Source organism: Streptomyces sp. JHA26, from assembly GCF_002005565.1.
GTDB lineage: Bacteria > Actinomycetota > Actinomycetes > Streptomycetales > Streptomycetaceae > Streptomyces.
Window position 1 is genome coordinate 1 of record NZ_BDJC01000051.1, and the last position, 15490, is coordinate 15490.

Sequence of the window (15490 nt, forward strand, 5' to 3'; positions counted from 1 at the left end):
ATTCGCGCGAGTGCTCCGGGCGCCTCCGGAAAGGAGTGGTGCGCACTGGTGCTCGGCGCCGGGTGCGGGCAGACTGCACGCGGCGGGACCGGAGTCCCGTCACGGGCGCACACTGGAGCACGGCACGAGCCGGTACCGGGGCCCTCGCGGTGCCATGGTCCGGCGGTCCGACGCGCACGAGGGGGCGGTGGCATGGCGGAGCCGGAGTTCACGGCCACGGGGGTGCGGATCGGCAAGCGGCTGCGTTCGCTCACCCGGGCCGGGCAGGTCCGGATCAGGGGCGGCAGGCTGGAGTTGCTCACCAGCTACGGCAGCGAGATAGACAGTGCGCCGGTGCGGGCCGTGCGCGCCTCCCGGCCCTGGTTCGCCCCTCAGGACCGGGCGCTCGCCGATCTCGACGGCAAGCGGTACCTGCTGACCCTCGGCGAACGCGACCCCGCTCCCGGCGAGCCGGGCCCTCCCGCCGCACGCCGTTTCATCGAGGCCGTGCGCAGGGCCGCGGGGCGCAACGGCTGAGATGTCCGTGACTTGCGGTGCCTCGTCCCTTGCGCCACTCTGGTCTCACGTCACTCTGGGTTTACCGGCGATAACGCTGCGAACCAGCCCGCCGGCCATGACAGCAGGCGGCGATGTGCCGCGTGCGCCCTGCTGGATCCGAACTCCGTGTTCTTCCGGACCTCTATGTCGGGGAGTCGCAGCCGTGATCAGTCACCCAAGCAGACACTGCACGGTGGAGCTCCAAGCCCTGCCGTCGCGGATCGGCCAGGTCCGCAGAATCGTATCTGCGCAATTGCGCTACTGGCATATGGATTCCCTGATCGACCGGGCGGCGCTCGGCGTGACGGAGTTGTTGACCAACGTCCACCTGCACGCCGCACCCGACAAGACCTGCACCGTGGAGATGGAAGTGCTCCTGGACCGGCTCACGGTCTCGGTGCGCGACCACGATCCGCGTCTGCCCGTGGTGGACGACGCCGAGCCCCTCGCCACCTGCGGGCGCGGACTCGCGATGGTGGCGGCGATGAGCGAGAGCTGGGGCGCCCGGCCGGACGGCGAGTCCGGAAAGGTCGTCTGGTTCACGCTCCCCGCGGCACCCGTCGCCGCGCGTCCGCCGCGCCGTCCGGTCGACGAGGTGCCCGTCGGCGCGTTCACGGAGGCCGAACGCGCCGACGGGCCGGGCAGACCGCAACCCGCTCCCGCCCGGCCGGCCGTTGTCGGCTGACCGGGCGGTGACCCTTCGCCGCCGCAGGCCCCGGCAGCACCCGCTCCGGGGCGGGAGCGGCCGGGACCTGCCCGCACCCGGACGCCTGCCGCCCCGCCCGGCCGTGAGGCGCTTCTCCGCGTCGGCGTAGGTCATGCCGGCGAGGGCGGACCGGGGGCGGTCGCCGCGGTCATGCCGCACCCCCCTTGCCCGTCCGGCCGAACTGTTCGTCGAGCACGGACAGCCGGCGCCAGTACTCGTCCTCGTCGATCTCGCCGGAGGCGAAGCGGTGGCCGAGCACGGCGATGGGTGAGCCGTCCGCGACGGCGGGCGGGCGCCAGGGGCCGCGGCGGCCGCGCCACACGGTGCGGCGCAGCAGGGTGATGCCGCCGACGACGACCAGTGCCCAGACCACCGGGAAGAGAAGGATCCACGGGCCGGGCCCGCCGTCGGCGAAGTGTGCCAGGGTCTGCATGTCGTCCAGCTCCTCGGGGGCGATGTCCTGCGTGTCGCTTCCGAGCATCGTCCCGGCGGGGGTCCGGGTCGTCGTACGGCCGGCGGCAGTGTGCGTACCGCGCGGGGAGCAGGACGACGGGCCGCGCCTGCTCCCGCCGCTCTCGACTTCTGTAACTACTAGTATGTACAGTGCGTGCGTGAACACTTCGGAGCGACTGATCGAGTCGACGCGCGAGCTGTTGTGGGAGCGCGGTTACGTGGGCACCAGCCCGAAGGCGATCCTGGAGCGCGCGGGCGCGGGGCAGGGCAGCATGTACCACCACTTCAAGGGCAAGCCCGATCTGGCGCTCGCCGCGATCCGGCGGACGGCCGAGGAGCTGTGGACGGTCGCCGAGGCGGTGCTCGACGGTCCCGGAACGCCGTACGAGCGCATCGAGGCGTATCTGCGGCGCGAGCGCGACGTGCTGCGCGGCTGCCCCGTCGGGCGGCTGACGATGGACCCGGACGTGATCGCCGACGAGACGCTGCGCGCACCCGTCGACGAGACGCTGGACCGGTTGCGGGAGCGACTCGCGCAGCTCGTCGAGGAGGGCAGGGAGCAGGGCGAGTTCGCGCCCTCGCTGGACGGCGAGGAGATCGCGGCGGCCGTCGTGGCGACCGTCCAGGGCGGTTACGTCCTCGCCCGCGCGTCCGGTTCGCCCACCGCCTTCGACGCGGCCGTCCGGGGGCTGCTGTCGCTGCTCGCACCGGCCGGCGCCCGCGCCCGCTGACGACCGAGAGGACATCACGTGCACGCCATGCAGTACGCGTTCACCCTGCCCGCCGACTACTCCATGGACGTCGTCCGGGAGCGGGTGGCCCGGACCGGGCACCTGCTCGACGAGTGGACCGGTCTCGGACTCAAGGCGTACCTGATGCGGGAGCGCGGGGTGCGCGGCTCGGCGGTCAACGAGTACGCGCCGTTCTACCTGTGGAACACCGTGGAGGGCATGAACTCCTTCCTGTGGGAGGGCGGCTTCCAACGGCCCGCCGACGACTTCGGACGGCCCTCGGTCCGGCAGTGGACGGGCCTGGCGTACGAGGAGGGCGGCGCCGCCGGTTCGCCGGCGCGGGCGGCGGTGCGCAGCCGCCGGCCGGTGCCCGACGGGGTGCCGCTCGCGGGGGTGGCGGCGGATGCGGTGCGGGAGAACGGGCGGCTGGCGGCACTGGACGGCACGGTGCTGACGGCGGCGGTCGTGGACACCAGCCGGTGGGAGCTGGTCCACTTCACCCTCCTCGCCCACGACGACGCGGCGGCCGGCGCCGAGGGGGACGTGTTCGAGGTGCTGCACGTGTCCGCCCCGGGACGGGACCGGCTGCCCCGGGGGCGCCAGTGGTGAGGACCCGGGCGTTCGTGTCGACGCGGCCCCACCGGGGAGGCCCGCCGCGTGGACGTGCTCCGTTCCACGCGTGTTCTGATCGTCACGGTGGGCACCTGGGGGGACGTCGCCCCCTTCCTCGGACCCCCGGTCACGCGCCGACGTCCCGACCGCGCCGTCTCAGGCCAGTGCCCCCAGCGGGTCGTCCAGTACCGGCTGCCACGCCAACTCGGCGGCGCCGACCAGGCTGTTGTGGTCCAGGGTGCAGGGCAGGATCGGCACGCCGCCGCTCTGCCCCCACAGGCTGCGGTCGGCGACGACCGCGCGCAGCCGTTCCGGGTCGGCGTCCAGGAGGGCGCGGTGCAGTCCGCCGAGGACGATCCGGTCCGGGTTGAGGATGTTCACCAGGCCGGCCAGGCCCAGGCCGAGGCGGTCGATGAGGGTCTCGGTGGCGGTGCGGACGGCCGGGTCGTCGTACCGGCCGCGGATCAGGTCGTTGGACTGCTGGAGCAGGGACACCTCGGGGCCGGGCTCGCGTCCGGCCGCGGTGAGGAAGGCCAGCGGGTCGGTCTCCACGTCCAGGCAGCCGCGGCTGCCGCAGTGGCAGGGGCGGCCCTCGGGGTTGACGGTGAGGTGGCCGACCTCCAGGGCGAGACCGGAACTGCCGCTGTGCAGACGCCCGTCGAGGACCAGCGCGCCGCCGACGCCCCGGTGGCCGGTGGCGACGCAGAGCAGGTCGCGGGCGCCGCGGCCGGCGCCGTGCCGGTGCTCGGCGAGGGCGGCGAGGTTGACGTCGTTCGCCGCGAAGGCGGGTCCGTCGATGCCGGCGGCGCGCACCTGCTCGGCGAAGATCCGCCGCACCGGGGCGCCGGCCGGCCAGGCCAGGTGCAGCGGGTTCAGGGCCAGCCCCTCCGGCTCCGCGACGGCGGAGGGCACGGCGAGTCCCGCGCCGACGCAGCGCCGCCCGGTCTGCCGCAGCAGGCCGGCGCCCGCCTCGACGACGGAGCCGAGCACCTTCGCCGGGTCGGCGTCGACGACCTCGCGGCCGGACGCGGTGGCGACGAGCCGGCCGCCGAGGCCGACCAGGGCCGCACGGAAGCCGTCCGCGTGGATCTGGGCGGCGAGGGCGACGGGACCGTCCTCGGCGACCGCGAGGCGGTGCGAGGGCCGGCCCTGCGACCCCCCCGCCGCGCCGGGGCGGGCGTCGACCCGGATCAGACCGAGCGCCTCCAGTTCGGCGGCGACGGCGCCGGCCGTGGCCCGGGTCACGCCGAGCTCGGCGGTGAGGACGGCCCGGGTGGGGGCGCGTCCGGTGTGCACGAGCTCCAACGCGGGTCCGAGCGCGCCGCGCCCCCGGTCCAGCCGCGTCCTCGAGGTGGTCCCTTCCCCCGCCGTACGGGGGTCCGCCTTGCCGCTCATGAGGGGGAGTCTCCCATGATCCCGCCGGCCGCGGGTGCCTGGAGGCCGTCGTCCCGGGGCGGCTGGAGGCCGCTGACCCGGAGCGTGATGTTCAGCCGCCCGGTGAGTCCCAACTCGGGTGGTGCGGTGCCCGCGTGCACCCGCGGCACTCCGTGGTACGCGAGCCGGGAGGGGCCGCCGAAGACGAACAGGTCGCCGCTGCGCAGCTCGACGTCGGTCCAGGGGCGGGTGCGGGTGTCGGGGTTGCCGAAGCGGAAGACGCAGGTGTCGCCGAGGCTGAAGGAGACCACGGGCGCGTCCGCCCGCTCGTCGCTGTCGCGGTGCAGGCCCATGCGGGCACCGGCGTCGTAGAAGTTGATCAGCGCGATGTCGTACGTCGCCGTGGCCGCCGCCGCGCCCAGTGCGTCGGTCACCGCCCGGCGTCCGAGGTCGCCGAGCCAGGCCGGGAAGGGTTTCACCGGGGCGCCGTCGCCGTCGACGACGGTGCGGGCGTAGGCGTACGGGTACCAGTGCCATCCGAGGCACACCTGCCGGGCGGTCATCGTGCCGCCCCCGGGGGTGCGGACGGTGCGCAGTCCGGCGGGCGGGCGGGCCCACTCCCGGCAGGCGCGCAGCAGCTCGCGCTGCCGGCCGGCGTCCAGCCAGTCCGGCAGGTGCACCGCACCCGGGGCGACCTCGGTGCGGGCCCTCGGAAACAGTCCGGCGTCCATGTCCCCATCCTGCCCGACCGCCGCGACACGGCCTGAGCTGCGGCTCCGCTAGCCTGGGACGCACGATGAACGACCGCAGCGACCGTATGACGACTCCATGGGGCGAGCTCGCGCTGGCCCGCTTCCCCGAGGATCCGCGCGACCGGCTGCGTGCCTGGGACGCCTCCGACGAGTACCTGCTCCGGCACCTGGCGGACCGGGACGTCCCGCTGTCCGGCACGGTCGTGGCCGTCGGCGACCGGTGGGGGGCGCTGGTGACGGCGCTGGCGGCGCACCGGCCGGTGCAGATCACCGACTCCCACCTCACCCAGGAGGCGACCCGCGCCAACCTGGCGCGCAACGGCGTGGCGTCCGGTTCGGTGCGGCTGCTCACCACGCAGGACCCGCCGCCCGGGCGGATCGACGTCCTGCTGGTGCGGGTGCCGAAGAGCCTGGCGCTGCTGGAGGACCAGCTGCTGCGGCTGGCGCCCGCCGTGCACGAGGGCACCGTCGTCGTCGGCACCGGGATGGTCAAGGAGATCCACACCTCGACGCTCGCGCTGTTCGAGCGGATCATCGGTCCGACCCGCACCTCGCTCGCCGAGAAGAAGGCGCGGCTCGTCTTCTGCACGCCCGATCCCGCGCGGGAACGGCCCGCCGGTCCGTGGCCGCTCAGCTACCCGCTCCCCGACGGCATCGGCGTGCTCTCCGGGCGGACGGTCGTCAACCACGCCGGTGTCTTCTGCGCCGACCGGCTCGACATCGGCACGCGGTTCTTCCTCCGGCACCTGCCGGCCGGCGGGGGTGCCCGGCGGGTGGTGGACCTGGGCTGCGGCAACGGCGTGGTCGGTACGGCGGTGGCGCTGGCCGATCCGGGTGCCGAGGTGCTGTTCATCGACGAGTCCTTCCAGGCCGTCGCCTCGGCGGAGGCCACGTACCGGGCGAACGGGGTGCCGGGGCACGCGGAGTTCCGGGTCGGCGACGGGCTGGCGGGGGTGCCGGACGGCAGCGTGGACCTGGTGCTCAACAATCCGCCGTTCCACTCCCACCAGGCGACGACCGACGCCACGGCGTGGCGGATGTTCACCGGGGCGAAGCGCGTGCTGCGTCCCGGCGGTGAGCTGTGGGTGGTGGGCAACCGGCACCTCGGCTACCACGTCAAGCTGCGCCGCCTGTTCGGCAACAGCCGTCTGGTGGCGGGCGATCCCAAGTTCGTGGTGCTGAAGGCCGTCAAGCGGTAGGGCCGGTGACCACGCCGATGAGCGCGGCGACGGTCCGTGCCATGGCCTCCCTTCCCACGGTGAGGTAGCGGCGCGAGTCGACGGCGTCCGGGTGGGAGGCGAGGTACTCCCTGATGGCGCCCGTCATGGCGATGTTGAGCGCGGTGCCGACGTTGACCTTGGCGATGCCGCCCGCGACCGCCGCGACGAGTTCGTCGTCCGGGAGTCCGGAGGAGCCGTGCAGCACGAGCGGCACGTCCAGCGTTCCCGACAGTTCCTTGAGCAGGTCGTGGTCGAGGGCGGCGGTGCGCGTGGTCATGGCGTGGCTGCTGCCGACGGCGACGGCCAGGGCGTCCACCGCGGAGTCGGCGACGAAGGAACGGGCCTCGGCGGGGTCGGTGCGGGCGCCGGGTGCGTGGGCGTCGAGCGGCGCCTCGCCGTTCTTGCCGCCCACTTCCCCCAGCTCGGCCTCGATCCACAGCCCCTGGGCGTGGGCCCAGTCGGCGGCGGCCCTGGTCGCGGCGAGGTTCTCGGTGTACGGCAGCCGTGAGGCGTCGTACATCACGGAGCTGAATCCGGCGTCCGGGGCCTGGCGCAGCAGGCCGTCGCTCCGGACGTGGTCGAGGTGGAGGGCGACCGGCACGGCGGCGCCCTCGGCGGCGGCGACGGCGGCGCGGGCCAGCGGCAGCAGACGGCCGTAGCGGAACTTCACCGCGTTCTCGCTGACCTGGAGCACGACGGGCGTGCGCACGGACTCGGCGCCGGCGACGACGGCCTCGATGTGCTCCAGGGTGACGACGTTGAACGCGGCGACGGCGGAGCGCGCGGCGACGGCACGGGTGATCAGGTCGCCGGTGGTGGCGAGGGGCACGGATTCTCCTATCCCCGGACTCTCCCGGTCCTTCCCGGGTGCCGGGCGGGCGTCAGGGGGCGAGGATCACCGAGCGGGTGAGGTGGCGGGGACGGTCCGGGTCGAGGCCGCGGGCGGCGGCGACGGCGACGGCGAGCCGCTGGGCGCGGACCAGTTCGGCGAGCGGGTCGAGGCCACCGGCCACCCACAGCGCGCCCGTGTCCCGGACCTGTTCGGCCAGTCCGCCGGGGGCCTCGCCGAACATCCAGGTCGCCGTGCCGGCCGTGCTGATGCTGATGGGGCCGTGCCGGTACTCCATCGCCGGGTAGGCCTCGGTCCAGGACAAGGACGCCTCGCGCATCTTCAGCCCGGCCTCGTCGGCCAGGCCCACCGTCCAGCCGCGACCGAGGAAGGTGAACTGGGTGCAGTCGACGAGCCCTTGGGGCAACTCGGCCGCGAGTGCGGTGCGGGCGTCGGCGACGACGGCCTCGGTGTGCAGGCCCAGGTGGGCGCGGAGCAGGGTCAGGGCGGTGGTCGCGAACCGGGTCTGCACGACCGACCGCTCGTCCGCGTACTCGAGGACGACGGCGTCGTCGGCGGCGGCCATGACGGGCGTGTCCGGGTCGGCGGTGAGCGCGACGGTGCGGGTGCGTCCCTTCAACGCGCCGAGCAGGTCGAGCACTTCGGTGGTGGTGCCGGATCGGGTGAGGGCCACGACCCGGTCGTAGGCGCGGCCCTGCGGGAACTCGGAGGCGGCGAAGGCGTCGGTCTCGCCCAGGCCCGCCTCCTCGCGCAGCGCCGCCGCCGACCGGGCCATGAAGTACGAGGTGCCGCAGCCGACGATCGCCACCCGTTCCCCCGCCGCCGGCAGCACCGCCGCGTGCCCGGGCGCCTCGACGGCGGCGCGTGTCCAGCACTCGGGCTGGCTGGTGAGCTCGTCCTCGACGTACGTCATGCCGCACACTCCCGACCGGTCTCTGAGCAGACCTGGCTCGCTTGATTGTTCATGCAAGATATAGCGAACTTTCGAGCACTATCAAGCAATCGGTGGAGGAGGGCCGTGCGCTAGGGTCGGCGGGAGATCGAGGAACGGAGGCGCGGATGTCGCGCGACGCCCGCTGGAAGGCGCTGCTGGAGCTGCTCGTCGAGCGTGGCCGCCTGGACGTCGAGGAGGCGGCGGCCGAGCTGGAGGTGTCGGCCGCGACGATCCGCCGCGACTTCGACCGGCTGGCGGAGCAGCAGATGCTCGTGCGCACGCGCGGGGGCGCGGTGGTGCACGGCGTGTCGTACGAGCTGCCGCTGCGCTACAAGACCGCTCGCCGGGCCTCGGAGAAGCAACGCATCGCGCAGGCCGTCGCCGCGCTGGTGGCGCCGGGCGAGGCGGTGGGACTGACCGGCGGCACGACCACCACCGAGGTGGCGCGCGCCCTGGCCGTACGCCCCGACCTGGCCTCGGGCGCACCCGCGCTGACCGTGGTCACGAACGCGCTGAACATCGCCAACGAGCTGGCGGTGCGGCCCCAGTTCAAGATCGTGGTGACCGGCGGGGTGGCCCGGGCGCAGTCGTACGAGCTGATCGGACCGCTCGCGGACGGGGTGCTGGGTCAGGTCACGCTCGACGTGGCGGTGCTCGGCGTCGTCGGCTTCGACGTCGCGCACGGCGCCGCGGCCCACGACGAGGCGGAGGCCGCGATCAACCGGCTGCTGTGCGAGCGGGCCGAGCGCGTGGTGGTGGCCGCGGACTCGAGCAAGCTGGGCCGGCGGGCGTTCGCCCGGATCTGCGCCGCGGACGCGGTGGACACGCTGGTCACCGACGGCGCGGCCGGCCCGGACGCCCTGCGCCCGTTCGAGGAGGCCGGGATCCGGGTCGTCCTGGCGTAGGCGGCCGCGGTCAGTGGCCGTGGCCGTCGGTGTGCTCCCGCGCGGCGGCCGGCGCGGGGCCCTGACCGGCGGCAACCGTCCCGCGCGGCGGCGCGGGCACCCGGGCTCGCCCGGACGGGCGTCGCCGGGGCGCCGTACGGCGGGACACGGACGAGGCTGGTCCGGCGGGCGGGTCCCGCCCGTCGCCACCGGCGGCACGGGCGGGACGGCAGTGACCGCCCGTGCCCGGACGCCGCCGCCTCACGGAGCAGGAGCCCATGACCGGACCGACCGACGCCGACGGGGGCACCGGCGGCCCGCTCGCACCGGACGCGGGGCCGGCGCGCCCCCGACGCCACGGCCTCGCCGCCGTGCTCGGCGATCTGCGTGCCGTGGACGGTGCGCTGTACGCGGCGGTGGCCTCCACGCACACGCCCGCACTGGACCGGTCCCTGCGGCGGCTGTCCCGTGCCGCCGACCACTCCAAGATCTCGCTCGGCATCGCCGCCGCCCTCGCCCTGGGTGGAGCGCGGGCCCGCGGCGCGGCGCTCGTCGGGGTCGGTGCGGTGGCCATCTCCTCCACGGCCGCGAACCTGCTCGGCAAGCGTCTGGTGCGCAGGCCGCGGCCCGACCGGGAGGCGGCCCGTGTGACGGTCGACCGGTACGTGCCCATGCCCGCGTCGGCGTCGTTCCCGTCCGGTCACACGGCCTCGGCGGTCGCGTTCGCCACGGCGGTCGGCATGGTCCTGCCGGCGGCCGCCGCGCCCCTCGGCGCGCTGGCGACCGCCGTGGGGTACTCCCGCGTCCACACCGGCGTGCACTATCCGGGTGACGTGGTGGCGGGCGCCGTCCTCGGCGTCGCCGGGGCGGCCACCGCGCTGGCGCTGGCCGCGGCCGCTCCGGTGCCCGTCCTGCGGACGGCCTACCCGGTGGCGCCGCCCGTCCCCTCCGCGCCCGTGTAGAAGGCGGCGGTCCGGTCCGCCCTCACGCGCGCCGACGTGGGATCGGTGCCGCTCGCCACGTCGGCCCCGTACCAGGCCTCGCCGCTGGAGAGCACGAACCGCCGTCCCGCCTCCGAGGCCGACCAGGCCGCGACCTCCTGGGGGTCCACGGGGGTACCGCCGCTCGACAGGTACATGGTGAGGCCGACGAGCATCAGGTCCCAGCCGACACCGACCGCGCCCGGGCCGAACGCGGCCCACCGCTCGTCGTCGACGTGGGCGAGGTAGTCCAGTTCGAAGCGGGTGCCGCCCTCGCCGGGCGTCAGCCGCAGCTCGATCCAGCTGACCTCCTCGGCGTACTCCCAGGTGGCGGCGAAGCCCCTGGGCGGGGCGCAGCTCTCGATCGTGCCGCCCGCGTTCCCCTCCAGCTGGTAACGCCCGCCCAGCCGCAGGTCGCCGGAGACGGGGAGGAACCACTGCGGGATGCGCCGGGGGTCGGTGCAGGTCGCCCACAGGTCGTCGAGCGGGGTGTCGTAGGTACGGCCCACCGTGAGGACGTGGGCCTCGCCCGCCTTGAAGGCACGCGTGCCGACCTGCCGGCGCACGGAGTCGATCTGGTGCGTCACATCGATCACGGGTGAACTCCTCCTGGACGGATTCGAGGCACCGGCGGCGCACGGGGCCGCGCGCGCCGGAGGCACGCATGCGCACAGACTGTCAGCTGGTGCCCGCGCGGGCACCAGCTGATGGTCTGCCCGTGTTCGGGACGCACCCGTCAGCCGAACACCTTCACCGCCTGGTAGTACGTCCACGCCGTGCTGTCGCAGGCGGACTTCGTGGCCCCGCCGTAGCGGGCGCAGACGCGCTTGAGGTCCTCGTGGAAGGCGCTGTCGAGGCGGGACTTGTTCGCGCTGAAGGAACCCGCGGCCTTGTAGTTGCGGTAGCCGAAGTCGTGCCGTGCGCAGGAGGTGCTGAAGGGGAAGCCGAACGGGTTGTCGGGCGAGGTCGAGCAGTAGTCGGTGCTCCAGTCGAATCCGTACGCGGCCCAGGCGGACCGGTTCGCCCGTGCGGCGGTCCAGGCGTTGTAGCTCGACGCGCTGGTCTGGGTCCAGCTCGCGAGCACCTGCGGTTTGTCGGCGGGAGCGGCGTCGGCGGTCGCGGCGGTGGCGACGACGGTGGTCACGGCCAGGGCCGAGGCGGCGAGTCCGGTGGCGAGTCTTCGGTGCATCCCACACCTCCATGAGGCTGCGGCCCGCCACTCGGACCGCAGGTTCATGACAAGATGATGCGCACCTCGACCACCCCTTCACACCTCCATCACCCTAACGGATCGTCAACTCTTGGACGGTGACGGGCCCCTGCGGCCCCGAGGGGCGGCGTTCACCACGGCAGGCCCTCCAGGCAGGCGCCGACCCGGTCGCCGTCCCAGGCCCCGTCGGCGATCACCAGGCGGTAGCGGTAGGCGAAGGACTCACCGGGCGGCAGCTCGAACTCCTGGAAGAACGCCCAGGAGAACGCGACCGTCGGCACCGGGGTCGCCCGCACGAACCAGTGCGAGGGGTGGATCGCGCTCCTCCCGTCCAGGTTCTCCGGCGCGTGCGCGAAGACGAGCGTGGAGTGGCCGTCGCTCCCGTCGCGCTCGGCGGTGAAGGCGAGCCACGGGCCCTGCGTACCCATCAGCTCCTCGGCGCCGGCACCGGTGCCCGGGGCGAGGACGGTGCCGCCGGTGAAGTCGCGGGGGCCGCGCCACTGGAGGCCGGTGTAGCCGGCCGCCTCCCGGCCCGCGGTGGTCGGCGAGCCGAAGACCAGCGGCTCGGCCCGGATGTTGGTGAGGCGGATCGACCAGTCCAGGACCCAGGCACCGGCCTCCTCGTCGACCGAGTGGACGGCGAGCCCGCGCTCCTCACGGGCCCACTCGGCACCGCCGTTCTCGACCCAGGTGAGGTGCTCGGTGACGTCGAGCCGGTCGTCGCCGGCCGTGAGGTCCGGGAAGCCGTCGTGCCGCATGGAGCCGACGCGCTCGGGCAGGGGCAGATACCCCTCGCCGTGGACGTAGGAGTTGCCGCCCCAGAAGTTCTGGCCGGAGAGGTGACTCGCCGTCATCTGCACGCCCTTGTGCCAGCGGTGGTCGTTCGGCCGGTACCCGGTGACCGTGTGCCCGGCCAGGGTGCGCACGGGGTGGGCGTAGGGCTTGCGGGACTCGAAGGCCTCGGGGTCGGGGCGGTAGACGTAGCGCAGGATCTCCGTGCCGTTCGCCGCCGTGACGGCGATGTGGTCGCCGTGGGTGTGACTGACGCTCAGGGTGCTCATGCGCGCCCCTCGGGGGCCCAGTCGGGGTGGTCGCCGTGCATGGCCGCGTGGAAGGGGTCGCCGGGGCCGATCTCGCCCCGGAACACCGGCCGTCCGGTGAACGCCGCCTTGTACAGGGCGGCGGCGAACTCCAGCGTGCCCCGGGCCTCGGGACCGCTGCCGGGCGGTCGCGCACCGGCGTCCCAGGCGTCCAGCACGGCGCCGAGCTGCGCCGTGTGGGAGCTCGGGACGTCCGCCGCCGGCGTGCGCCAGGCGGCGGCGCGTGCGGGGTCGACGTGCCGGGCCGGGGTGTAGGTCCAGTCGTCGTTGCGGTGCCCGTACAGATGGGTGAGCTCCACGGTGGCGTCGGCGCAGTCGACGCGGACGCGGCTCACCTCGGCCGGGGAGAGGACGCTGTTGACGACGGTGGCGAGGGCGCCGTTCGCGAACCGCACCAGGGCCGTGGAGACGTCCTCGCTCTCGGTGTCGTGGACCAGGCGCGAGGCCATGGCCCGGATCTCCCGCCACGGCCCGAGCAGGTGCAGCAGCAGGTCGTACTGGTGGATGCCGTGGCCCATCGTCGGGCCGCCGCCCTCGGTGGCCCAGCGCCCGCGCCAGGGCGCCGCGTAGTAGGCGGCGTCGCGGTGCCAGGTGGTCTGGCAGTGCGCGACCAGCGGCGCGCCGAGCTCGCCGCCCGCGATCAGCTCCCGGGCGTGCGCGGCACCGGAGCCGTACCGGTGCTGGAAGATCACGGAGGCGTACGCCCCGGAGGCCTCCTCGGCCGCCGCGATGTCGTCGTACTCGGCGAGCGAGAGGCACAGCGGCTTCTCGCACAGCACCCACGCGCCGGCCTCGAGGGCGGCCACCGCCTGCTCCCGGTGCAGGGACGGCGGCGTGCCGATGAGCACCAGGTCGGGGCGCACGGCGTCCAGCATGGCATCCGCCGAGGTGTAGCCGGCGACGTCACCGCCCGCGCTCCGCCGGAAGGCGTCCAGCCGGGACGGGTCCACGTCGACGGCGGCGACCAGTTCCACGCGGTCGGTGTGGGCCGCGAGCGCGGGCAGGTGGCTGTCGACGACGACGGCGCCGGTACCGACCACGGCGACGCGGCGGCGGGCGGGATGCGGGGACATGCGCTCCTCCTCGGACGGTGGCGGGCGGCACGCGCTCCCGGCCGCTCGGACGGGCCCTCGGAGACCTTTAGAAAGCGCTTGCACCCCGGCAGACCCTAGAGCGCGGAGGAAGGAGCGGACAACCCCCCGCGGGGAGCGGGGGCGGCCGGCCGGCCCGGATCCCCGCGTTTGCGGGACCGTCGTGCGGCTGGTCGACTGTCGCAGGGGGCGGGCCGGCCGCACCGCGCCGGTGCGGACACCTCGGTTTTCCTCCGGAAGGAGTTCTGGCGTGAACACCCCGAAGCCGTCGGCACACGGGCACGGCTCCGACGGCAGCCAGCCCTGGCTGCACCAGAGGGGCCGGACCGTTCAGGAGTTCGGCACCGTCAAGCAGTTCCCCGTGGCACTGTCCATGGAGACCCGCCTCTACTCGTGCCAGCGGCTCAACAAGGTCCTGGCGGACACCCGCATCCTGCACGACCTGTACAAGAAGTACCACTGGCTCATGCGCGGGGCGACGTTCTACCAACTGCACCTGCTGCTCGACAAGCACGCCGGGGAACAGCTGGAGCTGATCGACACCGTCGCCGAACGCGTCCAGACGCTCGGCGGCGTCGCCGTCGGCGACCCCCGGCACGTCGCGGAGATCACCACGGTGCCGCGCCCGCCGGACGGCGTGGAGGAGGTGCCGGCGATGCTCTCGCGGCTGCTGGAGACCCACGAGCTGATCCTCACCGACTGCCACGACGCCGCGGCGCGCACCCAGGAGCTCGGCGACGACGGCACGAACGACCTCCTGGTCTCCGACGTCGTGCGCACCAACGAGCTCCAGGCCTGGTTCCTGGCGGAGCACCTCGTCGACACGCCCCTCGTGCACGTCTGACCGGCCGCGGCGCGCCGACCCCGGACGCCTCCCGTCCGGGGCCGGCCCGTTCCACGTCCGCGGGTGCCCCGCGCCCCCGGGCGCCGTGCGCGAAGCGCCCTCTCGATGCCCTTTCACCCATGCTGGGGAAGTGTCCCTCTATGGCCCACATGTCCTCCGGTTCCCACGGCGCCCACGCCCAGCCCCCGACGCGCGGCCGGAGGTGGTCCGCTTTCCGGCAGTCGCCGTTCTGGCCGGCCACCGTGCTGGTGCTGATCCTCGCGGCAGCGGCCGGGCTCTTCGCGGGCTCGTACACCTACTCCATGGCGGACCCGACGCCGCACTCGCTCCCCACGGCCGTGGTCGGCTCGTACGCGCAGGGGCGCGGCAAGGCCTTCCTGGACGGCCTGGAGCAGGCGCTGAACGCCTCGGTGAAGGTGCACCCCTACGACAGCACCGCCGAGGCACGTGACGCGATCGAGGAACAGAAGGTCTTCGCGATCTTCGAGCTGCACGAGAACGGGCGGTCGGCCGTCCTCGACCTGTCCAGCGCCTCGGGCGCCTCGGTCGCCGAGGTGCTGGCCCGGACGGCACCGGAGGTGGGGAGGAAGACCGGGGTCGCCCTCACCGTCCGGGACGTCAATCCCCTGCAGGAGGGCGATCCGCGCGGACTGGCGATCTTCTACGTCTCCCTGGCCGCCGTGATCATCGGCTTCGTCGGGGCGATCCAGCTCAGCGTGCACGCGCGGGCCCTGACCCCGTTCGAACGCATCCTCTTCACGGCCGCCTACGCACTGCTCGGCGGCTTCGCCGTCGCCGCGACCGTGGACTGGCTGCTGGGCGCGCTGGACCTGCCGTTCGTCGAGTCGTGGCTGATCCTCGCGCTCACCCTGTTCACCAGCGGCATGGTCTTCACGATGTTCAACACCCTGTTCGGCCGCTGGGCGATGCTGCCGACCTGGGGGCTCATGGTGCTGCTCGGCAACCCCTCGTCCGGCGGTGCGGTGTCCTGGCCGCTGCTGCCGTCCCCGCTGGGCGTGATCGGCCAGTGGCTGCCGCCCGGCGCGTCGGTCAACGCCCAGCACACGGCGGTGTACTTCCAGGGGCACCAGCACCTGTTCCCGTACCTGGTGCTGGGCGGGTGGGCGCTGCTGTCCTGCGCCGTGTTCTGGACCTGGCGGCACCGTCACCCCGGCGGACGCGAGAAACACCCGGCGCACGCCGAGTCCTGAT

At 74.3% G+C, this 15490-nt stretch carries 18 protein-coding genes; 9 read left to right on the forward strand and 9 right to left on the reverse strand.

Going from position 1 to position 15490, the window contains the following annotated elements; translation table 11 throughout:
* Positions 1-192 precede the first annotated feature (192 nt).
* Together JHAT_RS25845 and JHAT_RS25850 are read left to right on the forward strand one after the other, a co-directional pair.
* Positions 193-516, forward strand: coding sequence for a hypothetical protein (locus JHAT_RS25845; protein ID WP_077800665.1), 324 nt, complete (start codon positions 193-195; stop codon positions 514-516).
* Positions 517-700: 184 nt separating this feature from the next.
* Positions 701-1222, forward strand: a complete 522-nt coding sequence (locus JHAT_RS25850; protein ID WP_171991052.1) for an ATP-binding protein — start codon at positions 701-703, stop codon at positions 1220-1222.
* A gap of 169 nt (positions 1223-1391) precedes the next feature.
* Here JHAT_RS25850 and JHAT_RS25855 read toward each other — a convergent pair whose 3' ends face one another.
* Positions 1392-1676, reverse strand: coding sequence for an SHOCT domain-containing protein (locus JHAT_RS25855; RefSeq protein ID WP_077800712.1), 285 nt, complete (start codon positions 1674-1676; stop codon positions 1392-1394).
* Positions 1677-1839: 163 nt separating this feature from the next.
* Here JHAT_RS25855 and JHAT_RS25860 point away from each other — a divergent pair, with 163 nt between their 5' ends.
* On the forward strand, positions 1840-2427 hold the full coding sequence (locus JHAT_RS25860; protein ID WP_171991053.1) for a TetR/AcrR family transcriptional regulator: 588 nt from the start codon (positions 1840-1842) through the stop codon (positions 2425-2427).
* Positions 2428-2445: 18 nt separating this feature from the next.
* Positions 2446-3036, forward strand: a complete 591-nt coding sequence (locus tag JHAT_RS25865) for a DUF4865 family protein (RefSeq protein ID WP_077800667.1) — start codon at positions 2446-2448, stop codon at positions 3034-3036.
* 159 nt (positions 3037-3195) lie between these two features.
* Here the strand turns inward: JHAT_RS25865 and JHAT_RS25870 are convergent, their stop codons facing one another.
* On the reverse strand, positions 3196-4434 hold the full coding sequence (locus JHAT_RS25870) for an ROK family protein (protein ID WP_077800668.1): 1239 nt from the start codon (positions 4432-4434) through the stop codon (positions 3196-3198).
* Positions 4431-5144, reverse strand: coding sequence for an alpha-ketoglutarate-dependent dioxygenase AlkB (locus tag JHAT_RS25875; RefSeq protein ID WP_077800669.1), 714 nt, complete (start codon positions 5142-5144; stop codon positions 4431-4433). The genes JHAT_RS25870 and JHAT_RS25875 overlap by 4 nt, the downstream gene beginning before the upstream one ends.
* 86 nt (positions 5145-5230) lie before the next feature.
* Here JHAT_RS25875 and JHAT_RS25880 point away from each other — a divergent pair, with 86 nt between their 5' ends.
* Entirely contained in the window at positions 5231-6364 is a 1134-nt protein-coding gene (locus JHAT_RS25880; RefSeq protein WP_077800670.1) for a methyltransferase, read from the forward strand.
* On the opposite strand, the gene JHAT_RS25885 is transcribed toward JHAT_RS25880, so the two are convergent.
* Both JHAT_RS25885 and JHAT_RS25890 read right to left on the reverse strand, forming a co-directional pair.
* The gene (locus JHAT_RS25885) at positions 6354-7214 is read right to left on the reverse strand and encodes a ketose-bisphosphate aldolase (RefSeq protein ID WP_077800671.1); all 861 of its coding nucleotides are present in this window, start codon (positions 7212-7214) and stop codon (positions 6354-6356) included. The two genes, JHAT_RS25880 and JHAT_RS25885, sit on opposite strands and share 11 nt — an antisense overlap.
* A gap of 52 nt (positions 7215-7266) precedes the next feature.
* Positions 7267-8148, reverse strand: a complete 882-nt coding sequence (locus JHAT_RS25890; protein ID WP_077800672.1) for an SIS domain-containing protein — start codon at positions 8146-8148, stop codon at positions 7267-7269.
* A gap of 146 nt (positions 8149-8294) precedes the next feature.
* Here JHAT_RS25890 and JHAT_RS25895 point away from each other — a divergent pair, with 146 nt between their 5' ends.
* Positions 8295-9074 carry a DeoR/GlpR family DNA-binding transcription regulator gene (locus JHAT_RS25895; protein ID WP_077800673.1) on the forward strand — a complete coding sequence of 260 codons (780 nt, stop codon included), beginning with the start codon at positions 8295-8297 and terminating at the stop codon, positions 9072-9074.
* Between the two features lie 257 nt (positions 9075-9331).
* Positions 9332-10015: a phosphatase PAP2 family protein gene (locus JHAT_RS25900; RefSeq protein WP_077800674.1), complete on the forward strand. Its 684-nt coding sequence runs from the start codon at positions 9332-9334 to the stop codon at positions 10013-10015.
* Here JHAT_RS25900 and JHAT_RS25905 read toward each other — a convergent pair.
* From JHAT_RS25905 to JHAT_RS25920, 4 genes are all read right to left on the reverse strand, one after another.
* Positions 9976-10629: an SRPBCC family protein gene (locus tag JHAT_RS25905; protein ID WP_077800675.1), complete on the reverse strand. Its 654-nt coding sequence runs from the start codon at positions 10627-10629 to the stop codon at positions 9976-9978. The genes JHAT_RS25900 and JHAT_RS25905 overlap by 40 nt on opposite strands.
* 140 nt (positions 10630-10769) lie before the next feature.
* Positions 10770-11222: a phospholipase gene (locus JHAT_RS25910; protein WP_077800676.1), complete on the reverse strand. Its 453-nt coding sequence runs from the start codon at positions 11220-11222 to the stop codon at positions 10770-10772.
* 152 nt (positions 11223-11374) lie between these two features.
* Positions 11375-12304 (reverse strand): PmoA family protein, encoded by a 930-nt coding sequence (locus tag JHAT_RS25915; RefSeq protein WP_077800677.1) that lies wholly within the window; start codon positions 12302-12304, stop codon positions 11375-11377.
* Positions 12301-13416: a Gfo/Idh/MocA family protein gene (locus JHAT_RS25920; protein ID WP_077800678.1), complete on the reverse strand. Its 1116-nt coding sequence runs from the start codon at positions 13414-13416 to the stop codon at positions 12301-12303. The genes JHAT_RS25915 and JHAT_RS25920 overlap by 4 nt, the downstream gene beginning before the upstream one ends.
* Positions 13417-13684: 268 nt before the next feature.
* On the opposite strand from JHAT_RS25920, the gene JHAT_RS25925 reads away from it, so the two are divergent.
* Both JHAT_RS25925 and JHAT_RS25930 read left to right on the forward strand, forming a co-directional pair.
* The gene (locus JHAT_RS25925; RefSeq protein WP_077800679.1) at positions 13685-14278 is read left to right on the forward strand and encodes a Dps family protein; all 594 of its coding nucleotides are present in this window, start codon (positions 13685-13687) and stop codon (positions 14276-14278) included.
* 140 nt (positions 14279-14418) lie between these two features.
* A complete protein-coding gene (locus tag JHAT_RS25930) occupies positions 14419-15489 on the forward strand; it encodes a hypothetical protein (RefSeq protein ID WP_077800680.1) in 1071 nt (356 codons plus the stop codon).
* Position 15490: the final 1 nt, after the last annotated feature.